Here is a 19,122-nt window from a genome sequence, read left to right as displayed (position 1 = left end):
ATAATTTAATAGCTTGGCGAGTATTTCTATAATGGAAATAAATCTTGTACTATTGCCTTCTGGGTCGCTGTGCGATCCGCTGCCAGCAATCACGAGTGAGGATAGATCAGTGGCGCACCTAGCGAAAACCGATCAACCAGCAAGCAGGAAGCGGTTGGATAAGAAGGGTATTGGCCTCAGGGCAGGGATTTACGCCCTGCTGATCATCCTGTGGCTGGCAGTGGCCGGTATCGGCGGCCCGACCTTCGGCAAGCTCTCCGAGGTCCAGACCAATGACCAGACCTCATTCCTTCCGGCGAGCGCCGAAGCCACCGAGGCGCTGCAGTGGCAGGGTAAATTCCGCTCCACCGAAGCAATCCCGGCCGTAGTCCTGCTTACTAGCACCCAGGGGGTTAGCAAGGAAGATGCCGGGCGGATCGGCGAGGCCTTGAAAGACTTCACCCATCTGGACGGCGAAATCACCGGCCCCTTCCTTTCCGAGGACGGCAAGGCTGCTGAATTCATCGTTCCGGTCTCCGGCGAGGTGAAAGCCGACGCCGGAGTCGAAGGGCTGCGCTCGCTGATCGCCGCCGAAAAGCCTGATGGCTCCACCGCCTATGTCACCGGACCTGCTGGCTTCAGCGCCGATCTGGTTGAGGCCTTCGGCGGCATCGACGGCGTGCTGCTGGGCGTGGCCCTAGTGGCAGTGCTGGTGATCTTGCTACTGGTCTACCGCTCGATCCTGCTTCCCTTCACTGTGCTGCTCACCTCGGTCGTGGCGCTGTGCGCAGCTATCCTCGCCGTGTACTTCATGGCCTCCGAAGGCTGGATCAGGCTTGATGGCCAGGCCCAGGGCATCTTGTCCATCCTGGTGATCGGCGCAGCTACCGACTATTCGCTGCTGTTCGTCGCCCGCCACAAGGAAGCCCTGGTCGCAGGCCAGGACAAATGGCAGGCTGTGGCGACAGCCTGGAAGAGGTCCCTGGAGCCGATCCTCGCCTCGGGCGGCACCGTGACAGTGGGCCTGCTGTGCCTGCTCTTCTCCGACCTGAACTCCAACAAGGCATTGGGTCCAATTGGCGCCTCAGGCATTATCTTCTCGATCATCGCCGCGCTGACTTTCCTGCCGGCAGTGCTCGGGCTGCTGGGCCGGGCAGCCTACTGGCCATTCGCCCCCAAGCCTGCGGTCGTAGATGCCCAGGGCCAGGAGAAGGAAGGTATGTGGGGCCGCATTGCGCGTTTCGTTGCCAGACATCCGCGTCCAATCTGGATCATTACCGCCGTGCTGCTCGCCGTGGGAGCGCTGGGCATGACCCAGCTCAGGGCCCATGGCGTGCCGCAAAGCGAGCTGGTGGTTGGCGGTTCCGAGGCGCGCGACGGACAGATCGCCTTGGGCGAGCATTTCCCTGGTGGTTCGGGATCCCCGGCCACAGTGATCGTCGATGAAGCCCAGGCGAAGGTGGCCTTGGAGAAGGCGCTGGATGTTACCGGCGTGGATTCGGCCTACCTGCAGGCCGAGGATGGTGGCCCGGCAATGCCCGCCCGTGGTGCTGATCCGATGAACGTCGAAGGCCGGAACCTGATCTCGGTGACCCTGGCTGATGCGGCGGACTCGGATGCCGCCAAGCAAACCGTGCTTGAGCTGCGTGAGCAGATGCATGCGGTGGATTCGGATGCATTGGTCGGCGGCACCACCGCAACGCAGATCGATACCAACGAGACCGCGATTGCGGACCTGTTCAAGATCATCCCGATCACGTTGCTGGCGATCTTGCTGATCCTCATGCTGCTGCTGCGCTCCATCCTGGCCCCGGTGCTGCTGATCCTGAGCACGGTGCTGTCCTACGGCACGGCGATGGGAGTCAGCGCACTGGTCTTCAACAACGTCTTCAACTATGTTGGCGCGGACCCTTCAGTGCCGCTGTTCGGCTTCGTGTTCCTGGTGGCCTTGGGCGTGGACTACAACATCTTCTTGATGACTCGTGTGCGCGAGGAATCCTTGAAGCGTGGAACCCGTGAGGGCATGCGCGTTGGCCTGAAGGTCACTGGTGGGGTGATTACCTCCGCCGGCGTGGTGCTCGCTGCAACCTTCGCCGCCTTGGGCGTAGTGCCAATCATGTTCCTGGGCCAGCTGGGCTTCATCGTGGCATTCGGAGTGCTCTTGGATACCTTTGTGGTCCGCAGCCTGCTGGTTCCCGCGCTGGTTGAGGAAATTGGACCAAAGGTCTGGTGGCCCTCGAAATTGGCGAAGAAGAAGTTCGAATTGAACTAGCAAGAAGTTCGCAGAATCCGGGAGTGCAGGTGGTGAACATCTCCCGGCATAGCAGTGCAAAGCGGGGCCGCTCACAGACGTGCCCCGCTTGAGCACTGTAGTATGGATCTTTGTGCGTCACCGGAAAATTCTGTGGCGTATGCGTCGACAGTTTTGATTTCCCCTCCAGTAGATCGCCCGGACAACCTCCGCCGGTTCACTTTTGGTAGCAGGCCTTGGCCTTGCACGTTGCGGACTTCCTCCTGGCTCGGCGAAACCCAACGCCTGCATCAGGCGTGCGAATCAGAGAGAAAGTTTGAATATGTCCGTAACTTTTAGCGCCCTCGGTGTGCCCGAATATCTTGCCAAGGTCCTTGCCGACAGCGGAATCGAATCCGCCTTCCCGATCCAGGAAGCGACCCTGCCTTCGACTCTCGCCGGCGGCGACGTCCTGGGCCGCGGCCAGACCGGTTCCGGCAAGACCCTGGCTTTCTCGCTTCCACTGGTAGCGCGTTTGGCAGATCGCCCGCAGCGCCGCAAGGCTCGTTTCCCCCGTGCGCTGATCATGGCTCCAACCCGCGAACTGGCAACCCAGATCGCCAAGACCGTTGAGCCTTTGGCGAAGGCTGCCGGCCTGCGCACCACCGTGATCTACGGTGGCGTGGCCCAGAGCCGCCAGGAAAAGGCCATGAACGAGGGCGTTGACATCGTCATCGCCTGCCCAGGCCGCCTCGATGACTTGATCAAGCAGAAGATCGTCGACCTGTCCCAGCTGGAAATCTCCGTGCTGGACGAGGCCGACCACATGGCAGACATGGGCTTCTTGCCTGTAGTACGCCGCATCATGGACCGCATGCCAACCGGCATCCAGCACATGTTGTTCTCCGCCACCTTGGATAACGGCGTGGACAAGGTAGTCAAGCGCTACCTGAGCCACCCGACCATTCACTCGGTGGATGCGCCCGAGGCCGCTGTGAACACCATGGAGCACCACGTCTTCGTCATCGGCAACGATGATAAGAAGGACCTGATCCGCGTCCTGGCTCAGGGCACTGCCCGCCGCATCATGTTCATGCGCACCAAGCACCACGCCAAGAAGATGGCGCTGACCCTGTCCAAGGCTGGCGTTCCAGCAGTGGACCTGCACGGCAACCTGTCGCAGAATGCCCGTGACCGCAACCTTGCTGCTTTCGCTTCAGGCGAGGCGAAGGTGCTTGTCGCTACCGACGTTGCCGCTCGTGGCGTGCACGTTGATGGTGTGGAACTCGTGGTTCACATTGATCCACCTGCGGAGCACAAGGCTTACACCCACCGTTCGGGCCGTACCGCACGTGCCGGTTCGGATGGAACTGTAGTGACCATCTGCACCCCTGATCAGCAGGGCGACGTTTCGACTTTGCTGAAGCAGGCCGGGCTGAAGGTACCTTTCGAAAAGGTCAACCTGAACTCGCCAGTTGTGGCTAAGGTCGTCGGCGAAGTTGCTGAGCATGTTCCATACGTTGCTCCAGTGCAGCAGAAGCGTAACCCGGCGAAGAAGAAGCCTGCTGGCGAAACTTCGAACGCACGCGGTGGGCGTGGCGGCGGACGAAATGCTCGTGGTGGGAAGCCTGCCGGTGAGGCACATGGCCGCGGTGGAGACCTTCGCCGTTCAGATCGTTCCGGTGCATCGAACCAGTCGGAGCGTCCAGCACGCGAATCACGCGGTGCTAACGCTGAGCGTCCTTCACGTGGTGCCAACACCGAGCGTCCTTCACGTGGTGCCCGCGGTGCTAACGCGGACCGTCCAACAAACTCCTCGCGCTCAGCACGATCCGGTGGTCGCAATGCTGCAGGTGCCGCAGGTGGCCGCTCACGTGGACCACGCCGTGCATCAAGCCCTGCTACCGGCGGGCGCTAAGAACTAGTACCCAAAAGAAGCTCCAGACAGCCAAAAGCTGTCTGGGGCTTCTTTTTGGTGGTGGGGTTGCGAGCGGATCGGAAAATGAGAATCGGGACTTTTACACCAGATTGTGCAAGCGTTTCCTATGTAATAAGTTGGAAAATTACTGAAAATTTTGATGTTTTACCTGCATCCGAGTGTAAAAGTTGGAAACGCTTGCACTTGATGGAATTCGCTCAGTAGTGTGGGATGAATCACTGGCAAGCCACCTAGTGTGGCCTGCCGCTCGCACCTTCGAATTCAATGGAGCATTTCATGAACAGCAGAAACGCTGCTTCCTCCGTGCGCAGTCAGTCACTGCCACCAGGCCTTCATAAACGTAGTTGGCGTCGTTGGGTCACCGCCTTGGCCGCGACCCCGATGCTGGCGCTCGCACCCATGGCGCCACTGGCTAGTATTCCTGCCGCGGCAGATGAAACTTCTGTGACTCTGGCCGGTTCTTTTCAGTCGTTGTTGGGATGTTCCGCTGACTGGATGGCTGACTGTGAAGCTACCAGTCTGCAATCCACGGACCAGGAAGGGCAATACAGCCTGGAAGTGGAAGTTCCGGCGGGGAACTATGAATACAAAGTAGCGTTGAACAAAAGCTTTGACACGTCTTATGGACTCGACGGGGGCGAAGAGAACATTCCCCTAGCACTGAGCGCGGATAGCCGATTGCGCTTCACCTTTGATACGGCTACGGGGCTGACGCAGGTTGTACCACTGGACCTTCGCGGAGAATATTCCGATACTGACGCCGATTTGGTCTCTGCGCCGGTCAGGCAAGCCGGCTCTGGTGAGCAGTTTTATTTCGTCATGACAGACCGCTTTGCCAATGGGTCAACGGCTAACGACACCGGCGGTTTGGAAGGCGATCGGCTAACCACCGGGTTTGATCCGACGAACAAAGGATTCTTTCAAGGCGGTGACATCGCAGGCTTACGCTCCAAGCTTGACTACATTCAAGGCCTTGGCACCAGCGCTATCTGGCTCACACCCAGTTTTAAGAACATGCCGGTTCAGGGTAGTGGTGATGATGCCAGCGCCGGATACCACGGCTATTGGGTCACCGATTTCACTCAGATCGACCCACATCTAGGCACCAACGAAGAACTCTCCGAACTGATCGATGACGCCCACAAACGTGGCATCAAGGTGTATTTCGACATCATTGTGAACCACACCGCAGATCTCATCGATTATAAGGAAAAGAAGTATTCCTACGTTGAGCAATCTTCCGTTCCTTATAAGGATGCTCAGGGCCAAGCCTTTGACCCGGCGGACTACGCAGGCAGTGATACCTTCCCAGAGCTAGATGCTTCCAGTTCCTTCCCCTATACCCCGGTTGTTTCTGATCAAGTCAAGAAGGTTCCCGACTGGCTCAATGATCCAACGCTCTATCACAACCGCGGGGACTCAACATGGGAAGGCGAGTCGGTCACCTACGGCGATTTTCAAGGTCTTGATGACCTCATGACCGAAAATCCTAAGGTCGTCAACGGTTTCGCAGAGGTCTACAAAAACTGGGTGGACTTGGGAATTGATGGCTTCCGCATAGACACCGCAAAACATGTGAATTTCGAATTCTGGGAACAATGGACCAAACAAGTTCAGGACTACGCACGAGCCCAGGGTAAAGACGACTTCTTCATGTTTGGCGAAGTTTATGATGCCGATGCAAAAAAGCTATCGCCCTACGTGCGTAAGACGGAAATGAATTCCGTCCTTGATTTCACGTTCCAATCTGCGGCTGCCGGTTTCGCGGGAGGAAATTCAGCCAAAACGCTAAGCACGCTGTTCTCGGCGGATGACTACTACACCACGGCAAACACCTCAGCTGATGCCTTACCAACCTTCCTCGGCAATCACGATATGGGCCGCATTGGGTACTTCCTGAACAACAGCAATCAGAAACTCAAACGTGTTGAACTGGCCCATGAACTGATGTTCCTGACCCGTGGCCAGCCGGTGGTTTACTACGGTGACGAACAAGGATTTGCCGGCACCGGTGGAGACAAGGATTCTCGCCAATCACTGTTCGCTTCTCAAGTCTCGGACTATCAGAACCAAGAATTGATTACAGGAGAAAAGCTCGGAACCCAAGATCGTTATGACAGTGATTCTCCGCTGTATCAGCACATCGCGGCCCTCTCTAAACTTCGCGAATCAAACAAAGCGCTGAAGGGAGGGGCACAAGTAGAGCTATACGCCCAAGATTCCAAGGGAGTTTATGCTTTCTCGCGTGTGGACCGTGACGAGAAAACCGAATATTTGGTGGCCCTGAACAATTCGGAAGAATCCGCTGATGTCGAGTTGACGACTCTGACCTCCGACGCAAGTTACTCAGCGCTCTATGGTGCGGAAGACAAACTCAGCAGTGCTGCGGACGCTAAACTCAACGTGACGGTGCCAGCGCTATCTGCGGTGGTTTATAAAGCTGACAAAGACGTAGACAGTGCTGCCTTCACACCTGAGATTTCCGCTCCAAAATCTGGGGCAGGGCTCAGCGGCGTATCACCCGTATCCGTGGATCTAGGCGAACAGGCGTGGGCTGAGACAAGCATGTCGTGGCGTGAAGTAGGCACCGAGAAGTGGCACCTACTGGGCGTGGCAGAAGGCCACACCCCACGAGTCTTCCACGACGTTTCATCGCTACCACAAGGCACCTTGGTGGAATATCGTGCGGTGAGTACCAATGCCGCAGGTGAACACAGCGCCGCTTCCACTTATGCTTCCGTGGGCAACGATGTATCCGGGTTCGCGAAGGAAAAACCGGTTGAATCGGACATCTCCATGGTCACCGTGCCAGGAAGCCATAACACCGAAATGGGTTGTGTCACGGACTGGGATCCGGCCTGCGAGGCCGCCAAACTCACTGAACAGCCTGGCGGGGTCTACTCTGGTGAATTCGAAGTCCCGGCAGGGGACTATGAATACAAGGTAGCCATCAACGGATCATGGGATCTGAACTACGGCGTTGGTGGCGTTGCCGGTGGTGACAACCTCAAATATTCTCACGAAGGCGGGTCCGTCAAGTTCTTCTTCGATCCACGCAATAACATCGTACAAAGTGATCAACAAGGTCCCATGATCACCTTGCCAGGAAGTTTTCAAGATGAGTTGGGCTGTGCTTCCGACTGGGATCCAACCTGTTTGGCAACTTTGATGGCTGACCCAGATGCTGACGGTACCTACGAATTCACTACGGAGAAAATTCCGGCCGGCACCTACGAGTTTAAGGTGTCGCATAACTTCGGGTGGGAGGAAAATTATGGCGTTGACGGTGCTGCCGGAGGTGCTAACTACAGTCTCTCGGTGACCGAGGGGAAGCCGGTGAGCTTCAGCTATGACTCGAAGACTCACTTGCTGCAGATTGGTTCTGACACCCAAACGGTCGACGGCGTTGGTCAAATGAAAGCGCAGTGGATTTCTGCAGATACGATTGCTATTCCCCGTGATCTGGGTAGTGGCGAAAGCTATGCCCTCTACGTTGCCAAGGACGCCGGCTTGAAATTGGAGGGAAAAGAGATCTCCGGTGCGAAGCCACTTGAGCTCAAAGAAGTTATTGGCGGGTTGAGTGCAGAGCAACGTAAGAAGTTCCCGCATCTTGCTGACTACCGTGCTTTGCGTATTGACCTTAAACGCGAGGACGTAGCCTCTGCATTGCGCTCACAAATGGCCTTGGCACGATTCGACGGTGAAGGAGATTCCAAGAAACTCACCGCCTTCACCGGAGTCCAGAGTGCTGGTGTCATCGATGATCTCTATGCCAAGGCGCTTGAAGATGTAGAACTCGGCGTGAGTTTCACCGGGAAACGCCCTACTTTCAGGCTCTGGGCACCCACGGCCCAAAACGCAACACTGCTGATTACTGATAAGAAGGAGAAGACCACACGATACGCTGCTAGCTATTCGGAGGACAGCGGTGTGTGGACGGTGAAGGGCAAGCCTCAGATGGCTGAGGCGAAGTACCGGTGGGAAGTCCTAGTTTATGTCCCGGAAACCGGCAAGATTGAAACGAACATCGTGACGGATCCTTACTCGGTAGCACTCACGACTAATTCCACCCACTCGGTGGCTGTGAGCTTGGAAGATCCTCGCCACCAGCCAAAACAGTGGCGTAAGGCCAAAGCCAAAAACGTCGAAAAGGACGTGGACCGCAGCATCTATGAACTGCAGATCCGTGACTTCTCAATTTCAGATGCTTCGGTGCCCGAGAACCAGCGCGGCCGCTACGGAGCGTTTGGAGCCAACGGAGCCGGAAGCAAGCAGCTCAAACAGCTCTCCGAGGCTGGCCTGACTACCGTTCACCTGCTGCCAAGTTTTGATATCGCCACCATTGAGGAGGAACAGTCTCAACGTGTTGAGACGGACTGTGATTTGAAGTCGCTGCCGGCAGCCTCGAGCAAACAACAAGAGTGCGTTACCGCTCATGGTGATGAAGACGGATTCAACTGGGGCTATGATCCCTTCCATTTCATGGCTCCGGAAGGTTCATACGCAACGAACCCTGAAGGCGCTAATCGGGTGGAAGAATTCCGCTCAATGGTCGGTTCCTTGCACAGCATGGGGCTAGAAGTAGTGCTTGATCAGGTGTTCAACCACACGGCAGCCTCAGGTCAAGCCGATCGCAGTGTGCTCGATAAGATCGTGCCTGGTTACTACCACCGACTTGATGCCACCGGGAAAGTCGAAACTTCGACCTGCTGCCAGAACCTGGCTACGGAACACGCTGCGGCGCAGAAACTGATGGTTGATGCCGTGGTGGTGTGGGCCAAGGACTATAAGGTTGATGGATTCCGTTTTGACCTCATGGGCCACCACTCGCGAGAGACTATGGAAGCGGTACGCAGCGCATTAGATGAACTGAAACCGGGACGTGACGGAGTGGATGGCAAGTCCATTTACCTCTACGGTGAAGGATGGAACTTTGGGGAAGTGGCGGACAATGCTCGCTTCTATCAAGCGACTCAAGGGCAATTGAACGGTACCGGCATAGGGACCTTTAATGACCGACTGCGCGATGCCGTTCATGGTGGCAGTCCTGTTGATTCATCCTCAACATTCCGTCAGGGCTTTGGTACTGGCTTGGGCACGGATCCCAACGGCAATAAGGTCAATGGGAGCACCGAGGAAGCATTGAAAGACCTCGGCCACGAAACAGACCTGGTGAAGCTCGGCTTGGCTGGCAATCTGGAAGGGTTCGAGTTCCTCACTTCGGATGGCAGCGTGCACCGTGGTGATGAGTTGAATTACCGCGGAGCGAAAGCGGGCTATGCCTCGCAGCCGGGGGAAGTGATCAACTATGTTGACGCGCACGATAACGAAACGCTCTACGACCTCACTGTGCTCAAGTTGCCACGAGATACTTCCATGGAAGATCGAGTGCGAATGAATACCCTCTCGCAGGCAACCGTTATGTATTCACAAGCTGTTCCGTTCTGGCATGCCGGAACCGAGTTATTGCGTTCAAAGTCTTTGGACCGAAATTCCTATAACTCGGGGGACTGGTTTAACCGCATCGACTTCTCCGGCGTGGAGAACACTTTTGGCTCCGGGCTTCCACCCAAGGCGGACAACGGTGAGAAGTGGGATCTGATGGCTCCACTATTAGAAGACCCTGCGCTCAAGCCGGATGCAAAGGCCATGGCTGCTGCTGAAGGCGCTGCTCTGGACTTGCTGCGGACTCGTAAAGAGGTAGGTCTCTTGCGTTTGGGCTCAGCTGATCTCATCGAGCAAAAGGTGAGCTTCCCGCTGGGTGGGTCCGAAGCCGAACCAGGAATTATCGTGATGCGTATCGACGATACCGTGGGCAAGGATGCTGATCGTAAGCATGATGGGGCCTTGGTGCTCTTCAACGCCTCGCCGAAAGATAGCACGCAGACCCTTGAGGAATTAGTAGGTCACGATTATTCGCTCGCTAAGGCGCTCGCGGGTGGAAGTGATGACCGGGTGAAGTCGGCTTCGTTCGACAGTGCCACCGGTGAGCTGACTATTCCGGCGCGCACGGCGGCAGTCCTAGTGGAACCTCAGGGGTCGGCTAAGTAGTAGATCGGAGCATTCCTACTGGATCATCTGTCGGGATTATCCGCAGGAACATTGTTGGTTGACGATCTGATCTAGCCAGTGTGGCAACCGAGGTTTTCATTGCCAAAGCGTCCACGCTGACAGCGAACAACCCGTTCTCGTTTTCGCGAGAGCGGGTTGTTTCATTGTGCCTGTAGATCAGTTTTGAGGGTCTTTGCGACGACCAAGAATGACGTAGGAAAGGCTTCCCAGTACGTTGAGGCAACTGAGCACGGCCCACAGGGGTTTTGGCCCTCTTATCAGCTGAGCGGGGCGCCGACGAAGATCGTGCAACGCTGCAAACATCAAAGTCAGTTCGATAATTCCAGCGGCGACTGCAGCAATTTGAGTTCGGCGATCCAGCTCCCGGAAGGACCGTTTTTCGGTAGGTTGTGGCGCCGGGAGCGCAGGGTGGATTGTCCTTGAGTGCCTTGCGTGTCCTGTGTCTGAAAATTATTTTTCGGCATGGGAATCAATCTTGCACTTTGTTCGTTGAACAAGGCAGAACGCAAAGTTGAGTGTGATTGGCTCAAGTTAATTTGACAGTCGAAACGGGCTGAGTAAACTTGAGTGCAGAACGCTCAATGGGGTAAATCCTCAGCGTTAGTACTTTCAACCAAGGCAAAGGAGAGACATTATGTCGCGTGCCGTAGGCATTGACCTGGGAACCACCAACTCGGTCGTATCCGTGCTCGAAGGTGGTGAGCCAACCGTTATCGCAAACGCGGAAGGCAACCGCACTACCCCGTCCATCGTTGCTTTCTCGAAGAGCGGCGAAGTCCTGGTTGGCGATATCGCCAAGCGCCAGGCAGTAAACAACATTGACCGCACCATCGCTTCGGTCAAGCGCCACATGGGTACCGACTGGTCCATCGACATCGATGGCAAGAAGTACACCGCACAGGAAATCTCGGCTCGTACTCTGATGAAGCTGAAGAACGACGCTGAGTCGTACTTGGGCGAAAAGGTCACCGACGCTGTGATCACCGTTCCTGCTTACTTCAACGACGCTGAGCGCCAGGCTACCAAGGAAGCCGGCGAGATCGCTGGCCTGAACGTGCTGCGCATCGTCAACGAGCCAACCGCAGCTGCACTGGCTTACGGCCTGGAAAAGGGCAACGAAGACGAACTCATCTTGGTCTTCGACCTCGGCGGCGGTACCTTCGACGTTTCCCTGCTGGAAGTTGGCAAGGACGATGACGGCTTCTCGACCATCCAGGTCCGTTCCACCGCAGGCGACAACCGCCTGGGCGGCGACGACTGGGATCAGCGCATCGTAGATTGGCTGCTGGCTCAGGCCAAGGCCAAGGGCGCAGACCTGTCCAAGGACAAGATTGCCCTGCAGCGCCTGAAGGAATCCGCTGAGCAGGCCAAGAAGGAACTGTCCTCGGCTACCAGCACCAACATCTCCCTGCAGTACCTTTCGGTGACCCCGGAAGGCCCAGTGCACCTGGACGAGCACCTCTCGCGTGCCAAGTTCCAGGACCTGACCAAGGACCTGCTGGAGCGCACCCGCAAGCCATTCAACGACGTTATCGCTGAAGCAGGCGTCAAGGTTGCCGACATCGCTCACGTGATCCTGGTTGGCGGTTCGACCCGTATGCCAGCCGTTGCTGAACTGGTCAAGGACCTGGCCGGCAAGGAAGCTAACAAGGGCGTGAACCCTGATGAGGTTGTAGCTGTTGGCGCAGCACTGCAGGCAGGTGTACTGAAGGGCGAGCGCAAGGACGTTCTGCTCATCGACGTCACCCCACTGTCCCTGGGTATTGAAACCAAGGGCGGCGTGATGACCAAGCTGATCGAGCGCAACACCGCGATCCCGACCAAGCGTTCGGAAACCTTCACCACCGCTGAAGACAACCAGCCTTCGGTTTCCATCCAGGTCTTCCAGGGCGAGCGCGAGTTCACCCGTGACAACAAGGCTCTGGGTACCTTCGAGCTGACCGGTATCGCACCGGCTCCTCGCGGCATCCCACAGGTCGAGGTCACCTTCGACATCGACGCCAACGGTATCGTGCACGTATCCGCTAAGGACAAGGGCACCGGCACCGAGCAGTCGATGACCATCACTGGTGGCTCCTCGCTGTCCAAGGAAGACATCGAGCGCATGGTTCAGGAAGCTGAAGCACACGCCGAAGAGGACAAGGCACGCCGCGAAGCTGCTGAGACCCGCAACGCTGCCGAGCAGGCAGCCTACTCGGTGGACAAGCTGATCAAGGACAACGAAGACAAGCTGCCAGAAGAGGTCAAGACCGAGGTTCAGGCCGACGTTGACGCACTGAAGGCTGCTCTTGAGAAGCAGGACAACGACGACGAGGTCAAGGACGCGTTCGAGAAGCTGCAGGCTTCGCAGACCAAGCTGGGCGAGGCAATCTACGCCAACACCCAGGCTGAGGGCGCTGCTGCACCTGAGGGCGAGCAGGCTCCAAATGCTGATGAAGATATCGTCGACGCCGAGGTAATCGACGAAGACGAAGCTGACAAGAAGTAGGGAGTTAGGGAATATGTCCGAGGCACAGGACCAGAACGAGAACTTCGACGAGCAGTCGGAGAACCAGCCAGAGGCAGCTAACGAGCAGCCAACCGCTGACGCCCTGGGTCAGGCCGAGGCGATCCTGAACGAAGCTGCTACTGGCGCTGACGCCGAAGCAGAGCAGCCAGTAGAGGCCGGTGCGGTGGAAGCCGAACTGCGCAACGACTTGCTGCGTCTGCAGGCTGAATACGTCAACTACCGCAAGCGTGTGGAGCGCGACCGAGCTGTAGCGCGTGAAAACGCCGTGCAGTCCGTGCTCAACACACTGCTTCCGATTCTTGATGACATCGATGCAGCCCGAGCCCACGGTGACCTCACCGATGGCCCGTTCGCATCGATCGCCAACAAGCTTGACTCCGTGCTGGCTCAGCATGGCTTGGAGCGTATCAACGAGGCCGGCGTCGAATTCGACCCGAACGTCCACGAAGCGCTGCTTCGCCAGGCTGTTCCGGAGATTCCAGCTGACCACGTGGGACAGGTGCTTCGCACCGGTTACCGCAAGGGAACCACCATCCTGCGTGCGGCCCAGGTGCTGGTAGCAACCGGCGAATAGCCACGAATAATCAATTGAAACTGCCCACTGCCGATACTTCGTCAGTGGGCAGTTTCGAATTGGCATTGAAAGGATGGGGCCCTGATGGCAAGTCAGGACTGGATCGAAAAAGACTTTTACGCCATTCTGGGCGTCTCCAAGGACGCCAGTGAGGCGGACATCAAGAAGGCGTACCGCAAGCTTGCGCGCCAGTACCACCCCGACACCAATCAGGGTGATGCGGCCGCTGAAAAGAAATTCAAGGACATCTCGGAAGCCAACTCGGTGCTTTCGGATAAGGAAGAACGCGAGCAGTACGACGCAATCCGCGCCATGGGCGGCGGAGCTCGCTTCTCGGCCGGGGGACCAGGCGGTGCCCCGGGAGGACAGGCCGGTTTCGAGGACATCTTCTCCAACCTCTTCGGAGGCGGGGGGAGTGGCCCGCGGGGCCGCGGCGGACAGCCGGACTTCTCCGACCTGTTCGGCGGGGGCGGCGGCTTTGGCGGTGGCGGCTTCGGACAGAGCGCCCCACCGCGCAAGGGTGCTGACCGCACGGCCAGCACCACGATTTCCTTTGCCGGATCCATCAAGGGCACCACTATCGGCCTGCGCGAGCAGAACGGCGAAGTCATTGACGTGCGCATTCCTGCGGGTATCAAGGACGGCCAGTCGGTGCGCGTGCGCGGCAAGGGCCAGCCAGGGGCCGCCGGCAACGGTGACCTGCTGGTCAAGGTCAAAGTCACTGAGCACCCGTTCTTCAAGCGCGAAGAGAACAACATCCGCATCCACGTGCCGGTGACCTTCGACGAAGCGGTACTCGGAGCAAAGATCCATGTGCCGACCTTGGACGGGGAATCCGTCGCGGTGAAGGTGCCAGCCGGATCCAACTCCGGACGAACCTTGCGCTTGAAAGGCCGCGGAGTGAAAACTTCCAAGGCCGCCGGCGATTTGCTGATCGTCTTGGACATCGCGATCCCGCAGAACCTGTCGGATGCTGCAAAGAAGGCCGTAGAGGAATTCGCCGCAGCCACCGAGGGCGAGGATCCACGAGTGGACTTGGCCGCCAAGGCCAAGCTCTAGGCTCAATAGGCTGTTTTCCCTGACCGGCCATCGAATTGGCTGGGCGGGGAAGATAGACTCACAAACAAAAGGGCCCGAACCCGGGCTCCTTGCAGAAAGGTGGTAGAAGCAACGTGAACGGGGAGTACCTGCGACCTGTCTTCGTCATTTCCGTCGCCGCCCAACTTGCAGACATGCATCCGCAGACGCTGCGCCAGTATGACCGCATCGGCTTGGTCTCGCCGAGCCGCCAAAGCGGGAAGCAACGCCGCTACTCGCAGCACGACGTATCGCTGTTGCGCCAGGTGCAGTCGCTGAGCAAGGAAGGCGTCTCGCTGGAAGGCATCAAGCGGATCCTGGATCTGCAGGACCAAGTTGCGTTCCTGCAATCCGAAGTCAATGGACTGCGCCAGGAACTCAGCGCAGTACGCCAGGGCCAATCGCGCATTTTCGCCGCCGGAACCTCTGGCGGAGACGTGGTTTCGCTGGCTCGGGGCATGAGGCCCGAACGCCGCGAGCAGCCTTACACGTTCTTCGCCGCCCGCCGGGCCATCGGACGCTAGATGCGGCCGTGGCGCGCTAGGCGCGCGTTCAACTGGGTGCGCACGGCAGGCCATTCGTGGGGGAGTATCGAGAAGAGCACGGTATCGCGCAAGGTGCCGGTGACCGGATCATATTTGTGATTGCGCAAGACGCCATCCTGCTTGGCACCCAACCGGGTAATTGCCGCCCGTGATGCGGCATTATGCCAATGCGTGCAGAACGCCACCGAATAGCACTCCAGCTGCTCGAAGGCCCGCTGCAGCAGCAGATATTTCGCTGCGGGATTGATCCCGGTGCCCTGGGCGGATATGGCCAGGAACGTTGATCCGATTTCCACGCGGTGATTGGCCGCGTCGATATTCAAAAACGTCGTGGCACCTACGGCCCTGCCGGTAGCCAGATCAATAATGGCAAAAGGCGCCATTTTACTGGCCTGCTGCAAAGCCAAACGGTGCTCAATATTTTCTGCCATTGCCTGGGCCGTAGGCGTGCTGGCAAACCACGCGTCATCCAACTGGCCCTGCTCGGCAAGGGCCACCAGATCTGGCGCATGCTCCAAAGAGAGCTGTTCCAAGCGGACCCCGGCATATTCCATCGTCGGGGCTTGGGCATGGGGAAGATTTTGCGCAGCAGAAAGGGCCATGGAATCCATTCTAGAATTCCATGGCCCTGACTAAGGTTTCATTACGGCGGTTAGCCGATGCGGGTGTAGGCCAAGTCGAAGACCAAGCGGCCGGCCTTCAAGGCCTTGCCCTCGAAGCTGGTGAGAATGCGGCGTTCGAAACGCGGCGCCCAGCCACCTTGCCCATCGACGAATTCCGGCTCCGGGTCGAAGCCTTCCATTCCATCGCGGCGGACCTTGGTCAGGTTGCTTTCTTCGCCGGCCAGATTCCCTGGATGCTGGTTTTCGAAGTCTGGGTGGGCATTGAGCACTTCACGCATCTGCTCTGCGTAGTTGGACCAGTCCGTGGCCAAACGCAGGGTTCCACCTGGCTTGAGCACGCGCGAGACCTTGTCCAAGAACGAAGCCTTGATCAGACGGCGCTTGTGGTGGCGCGGCTTGTGCCATGGGTCGGAGAAGAAGATCCAGATCTCGTCGGCGCTGTTTTCATCAAGCATGACGTCCAGAACTTCTGGAGCGTTGGCCTGAACGGCGCGGACGTTGCTGATGCCGAAGGATTCGACCTTCAGCATCAGCTGGGCCAGCCCCGGACGGTAGACCTCAACTGCCAGGTAGTTGCGCTCCGGATCATCCTTGGCGGCGTTGGCGATGCACTCGCCCAAACCGGTGCCGATCTCCACGATCAGCGGCGCGGTGCGGCCAAAGGCCTGGGCCGGATCGAGCTGGAAGTCATCAGCTACCGAGGTGTCGGCAATCTTGCGAGGAGGCTCGATGACGTACTGCTCGGCATTGCGCTCCCACGCGCTGGCGCGGCGGCCTTGCAGGCGGTTGCCGCGACGCACGAAGGACACCGGCTCGGCACGGAAAAGGTCTGGGTTCCTGGGGGCGGAGCCATGGGGTGGACGCTGCTGCTCGCTCGATTCGCTCATGATGATTAATCCTAGCCGAGCAACCTGCATCGATGCTTGCCGAACGGTGGGGGATTGGACACCCCTAGCGGGAATTCGGGGTGATCCCCGATGGAGCATGAGAGGCAAAAGAAGGAGAATGTAGCCATGACTGATTTAGTGCGCGGTATTCTCAACATTATTTGGCTGCTGTTCGGCGGCCTGTGGCTGGCCCTGGGTTACGTGCTGGCAGGCATCATTTGCTGCGTGCTGATCGTGACCATTCCCTTCGGCATCGCCTCGTTCCGCATTGCCGGTTATGCGCTGTGGCCCTTCGGCCGCACCGTAGTCGACAACGGACCGGTCGGCGCGTTCTCCACCCTGGGCAACATCATCTGGATCATTTTTGCCGGCATCTGGATTGCCATCGGGCATCTGCTGACCGCGATCCCGATGTTCGTATCGATTATCGGCATCCCGCTGGGCATCGCCAACCTGAAGATGATTCCGGTGTCCCTGATGCCCCTGGGCAAGGTCATCGTACCTTCGGATAATTTCATTGGCGACGTGCGCCGCTAAGCAGCACCAAAACAGCCATGGCTGCCAACTCCAATGAGTTGGCAGCCATGCCCTTTAAGCCTGAATCGGATCAGCTCTTCAGGTACTCATCGTGCTGGCGGTGCGCCTCGGCGACCTCGACGCGGATCTTTTCCACGTCCTTGGCCTTGTCGCGGTATTTCTTCTCCATGGTCTTCACATACGCTTCTTCTTCCACCAGGGCGCGGTAGATGCGTTCGCGTTCGTTTGGATCCGAGGTGTAGCTCAGGTCGTTGTAGCTGCTGGCATGGCGGCGAAGGTTGCTGATGGCGGTTTGGGCCTTGCCAGCCTTGCTGAACAGCGAAGCGAGAATGGTCAGCACGAGGACGCCGATGATCACGCTCAGCGACAGCCCGGTGCTGATTTCGATGACCATCACGTGCTCGCCGTCATTGATGAATGGCAGGTTGTTCTCGTGCAGCGCGTGCAGGATCAGCTTCACGCCGATGAACGCCAGGATCGCTGCTAAGCCATAGGACAGGTAGATCAAGCGGTCCAACAATCCATCAAGCAGGAAGTAGAGCTGGCGCAGGCCCATGAGCGAGAACGCGGTAGCGGTGAACACGATGTAGACGTTCTGGGTGAGTCCGAAGATCGCTGGGATGGAATCCAGGGCGAAGAGGATGTCGGTTCCGCCGATGGCCACCATGACCAGCAGCATCGGGGTCAGGACCTTCTTGCCGTCGATCATGGTGAACAGCTTGTCGCCGTCGTACTTGTCGGTGGTGTGGAACAGCTTCTTGGCCAAGCGGATGATGAAGTTGTTGGCCTCGTCGGATTCGTCGTCCTTCTTCAGCAGGTTGCCTGCGGTGAGCAGCAGGATCAGGCCGAACAGGTAGAAGACCCAGGCGAACTGGTTGATCAGCGCCGCGCCGACAAAGATGAACGCGGTGCGGGCGATCAGCGAGAAGACGATGCCGAAGAGCAGCACTTTCTGCTGGTCTTCGCGGGGGACCCTGAAACTGGCGATGATGATCAGGAAGACGAACAGGTTGTCGACGGACAGGGCCTTTTCGGTGATGTAGCCGGCGAAGTATTCGGCGCCCATGTCGATGCCGCCGAAGATGAGCACCAGCACACCGAATATGAGGGCCAAGCCGACATAGATGCTGGACCAGATCGCTGCTTCACGCAGGGATGGAACGTGGGCCTTGCGGATGTGGAAGAAATAATCGAAGGCCAGTAAGGCGAGAACCACGACAATCGTGATGCCCCAAATCATAGGGGAAGCTCCCATAGGGATTCCTGCTTTCGTAAGTTGCGCGCTGACGCGTCCGAGTAAGTCTCTTCACCGACACTGTGGTTGGCCGTAAAACCCGGCAGGTCCATGAAGTCCTGCGTATTGACGGATTCAACGATTGTGAATACTCCCTTACGATCGTTAACCCTAACCCGAAGCGGTGCTTCTGGAAAAATTCTGGTCTAAGGATGTCATGTTGATCTGTAATGTACTTCGTCTTTGCCCAGTTGGGTAGGCGTCATATGTAATTCGAAGGATGTGGTGGGCAAAGTGATCGACTGCATTCTTCGGCCCAGGTCTCGGGTCGCCTTGGAAATCCTCGCAGGACTCGGAGCGCTGGCAACAGCATGCGCGGTACCTGCCGATGATGCGTGGCCGGCTATTTCCGTGCGGACAGGATTTGCTCACGCAGGATATCGGCGTGCCCGCAATGCTGCGCCAATTCGCGCAGCATGTGCAGCTGGATCCAGCGCAGCGGCAACGACCCGCGCCGATTGCCGGAGAAAACGTGATCCCCGGTCTTGCCCTTGACCACTTCACGTGACAGTTCGATGGCCTGGGCATAGTCACGCCGAATGGATTCGATGGTGTCGGACGCGGACAAGTCGAAGGACTTGCTGGGCGACGACGCAATGCCCAGTTTGGCCCGGCTCTTGCCGGTGGCTGCTTCGCCAAACCAGACACGTTCGACGAAGATCGCATGTTTCACCAGCCCGAGCAACGTGGTCTTGGATTCAACCAGCTTCAACCGCGCTTCGTGTTCGTCCAGCCCGTCGAGGCTGGAAAGCAGCATCTGCCGGTGCTGATCGATGAATACCTGGACCATCTCATCGTGGGGCAGGGAAAAAATATCTTGGGAATCCGGGTTGGCCATGCCTCATCCTAAGACTGC

Annotated in this window: 12 protein-coding genes; 8 read left to right on the top strand and 4 right to left on the bottom strand. The window is 57.8% G+C overall.

Going from position 1 to position 19,122, the window contains the following annotated elements; all coding sequences use genetic code 11:
* The first annotated feature begins 109 nt into the window (after positions 1-109).
* From JOE62_RS13605 to JOE62_RS13575, 7 genes are all read left to right on the top strand, one after another.
* Entirely contained in the window at positions 110-2,251 is a 2,142-nt protein-coding gene (locus JOE62_RS13605; RefSeq protein WP_204722752.1) for an MMPL family transporter, read from the top strand.
* A gap of 301 nt (positions 2,252-2,552) precedes the next feature.
* Positions 2,553-4,127 (top strand): DEAD/DEAH box helicase, encoded by a 1,575-nt coding sequence (locus JOE62_RS13600; protein WP_204722751.1) that lies wholly within the window; start codon positions 2,553-2,555, stop codon positions 4,125-4,127.
* A gap of 297 nt (positions 4,128-4,424) precedes the next feature.
* Positions 4,425-10,199 (top strand): pullulanase-type alpha-1,6-glucosidase, encoded by a 5,775-nt coding sequence (pulA, locus tag JOE62_RS13595; RefSeq protein WP_204722750.1) that lies wholly within the window; start codon positions 4,425-4,427, stop codon positions 10,197-10,199.
* A 655-nt stretch (positions 10,200-10,854) separates the two neighbouring features.
* Positions 10,855-12,708, top strand: coding sequence for a molecular chaperone DnaK (gene dnaK, locus JOE62_RS13590; protein ID WP_204722749.1), 1,854 nt, complete (start codon positions 10,855-10,857; stop codon positions 12,706-12,708).
* A 13-nt stretch (positions 12,709-12,721) separates the two neighbouring features.
* Entirely contained in the window at positions 12,722-13,303 is a 582-nt protein-coding gene (locus JOE62_RS13585; RefSeq protein WP_204722748.1) for a nucleotide exchange factor GrpE, read from the top strand.
* 84 nt (positions 13,304-13,387) lie between these two features.
* Positions 13,388-14,362, top strand: a complete 975-nt coding sequence (locus JOE62_RS13580) for a DnaJ C-terminal domain-containing protein (RefSeq protein WP_204722747.1) — start codon at positions 13,388-13,390, stop codon at positions 14,360-14,362.
* A gap of 113 nt (positions 14,363-14,475) precedes the next feature.
* Entirely contained in the window at positions 14,476-14,904 is a 429-nt protein-coding gene (locus JOE62_RS13575; protein ID WP_204722746.1) for a heat shock protein transcriptional repressor HspR, read from the top strand.
* On the opposite strand, the gene JOE62_RS13570 is transcribed toward JOE62_RS13575, so the two are convergent.
* Positions 14,901-15,527 carry a GNAT family N-acetyltransferase gene (locus tag JOE62_RS13570; RefSeq protein ID WP_204723309.1) on the bottom strand — a complete coding sequence of 209 codons (627 nt, stop codon included), beginning with the start codon at positions 15,525-15,527 and terminating at the stop codon, positions 14,901-14,903. The two genes, JOE62_RS13575 and JOE62_RS13570, sit on opposite strands and share 4 nt — an antisense overlap.
* A 50-nt stretch (positions 15,528-15,577) precedes the next feature.
* On the bottom strand, positions 15,578-16,435 hold the full coding sequence (gene trmB / locus JOE62_RS13565) for a tRNA (guanosine(46)-N7)-methyltransferase TrmB (protein WP_204722745.1): 858 nt from the start codon (positions 16,433-16,435) through the stop codon (positions 15,578-15,580).
* 126 nt (positions 16,436-16,561) lie between these two features.
* Here trmB and JOE62_RS13560 point away from each other — a divergent pair, with 126 nt between their 5' ends.
* Positions 16,562-16,972 (top strand): YccF domain-containing protein, encoded by a 411-nt coding sequence (locus tag JOE62_RS13560; protein ID WP_239543382.1) that lies wholly within the window; start codon positions 16,562-16,564, stop codon positions 16,970-16,972.
* 70 nt (positions 16,973-17,042) lie between these two features.
* On the opposite strand, the gene JOE62_RS13555 is transcribed toward JOE62_RS13560, so the two are convergent.
* Both JOE62_RS13555 and JOE62_RS13550 read right to left on the bottom strand, forming a co-directional pair.
* Positions 17,043-18,227, bottom strand: a complete 1,185-nt coding sequence (locus tag JOE62_RS13555) for a TerC family protein (RefSeq protein WP_204722744.1) — start codon at positions 18,225-18,227, stop codon at positions 17,043-17,045.
* Between the two features lie 382 nt (positions 18,228-18,609).
* Positions 18,610-19,104: a DinB family protein gene (locus JOE62_RS13550; RefSeq protein ID WP_204722743.1), complete on the bottom strand. Its 495-nt coding sequence runs from the start codon at positions 19,102-19,104 to the stop codon at positions 18,610-18,612.
* Positions 19,105-19,122: the final 18 nt, after the last annotated feature.

It is taken from the genome of Glutamicibacter nicotianae (genome assembly GCF_016907615.1).
Lineage (GTDB): Bacteria > Actinomycetota > Actinomycetes > Actinomycetales > Micrococcaceae > Glutamicibacter > Glutamicibacter nicotianae.
Note: the sequence above shows the minus strand (reverse complement) of the source record. Positions and strands in the feature narration are given on the sequence as shown.

Bases quoted from the DNA above. Each gene is read 5' to 3' on its own strand.
- JOE62_RS13600 (WP_204722751.1), top strand. From the start codon at position 2,553: ATGTCCGTAACTTTTAGCGCCCTCGGTGTGCCCGAATATCTTGCCAAG.
- pulA (WP_204722750.1), top strand. From the start codon at position 4,425: ATGAACAGCAGAAACGCTGCTTCCTCCGTGCGCAGTCAGTCACTGCCA.
- dnaK (WP_204722749.1), top strand. From the start codon at position 10,855: ATGTCGCGTGCCGTAGGCATTGACCTGGGAACCACCAACTCGGTCGTA.
- JOE62_RS13585 (WP_204722748.1), top strand. From the start codon at position 12,722: ATGTCCGAGGCACAGGACCAGAACGAGAACTTCGACGAGCAGTCGGAG.
- JOE62_RS13580 (WP_204722747.1), top strand. From the start codon at position 13,388: ATGGCAAGTCAGGACTGGATCGAAAAAGACTTTTACGCCATTCTGGGC.
- JOE62_RS13570 (WP_204723309.1), bottom strand. From the start codon at position 15,527: ATGGCCCTTTCTGCTGCGCAAAATCTTCCCCATGCCCAAGCCCCGACG.
- trmB (WP_204722745.1), bottom strand. From the start codon at position 16,435: ATGAGCGAATCGAGCGAGCAGCAGCGTCCACCCCATGGCTCCGCCCCC.
- JOE62_RS13560 (WP_239543382.1), top strand. From the start codon at position 16,562: ATGACTGATTTAGTGCGCGGTATTCTCAACATTATTTGGCTGCTGTTC.
- JOE62_RS13555 (WP_204722744.1), bottom strand. From the start codon at position 18,227: ATGGGAGCTTCCCCTATGATTTGGGGCATCACGATTGTCGTGGTTCTC.
- JOE62_RS13550 (WP_204722743.1), bottom strand. From the start codon at position 19,104: ATGGCCAACCCGGATTCCCAAGATATTTTTTCCCTGCCCCACGATGAG.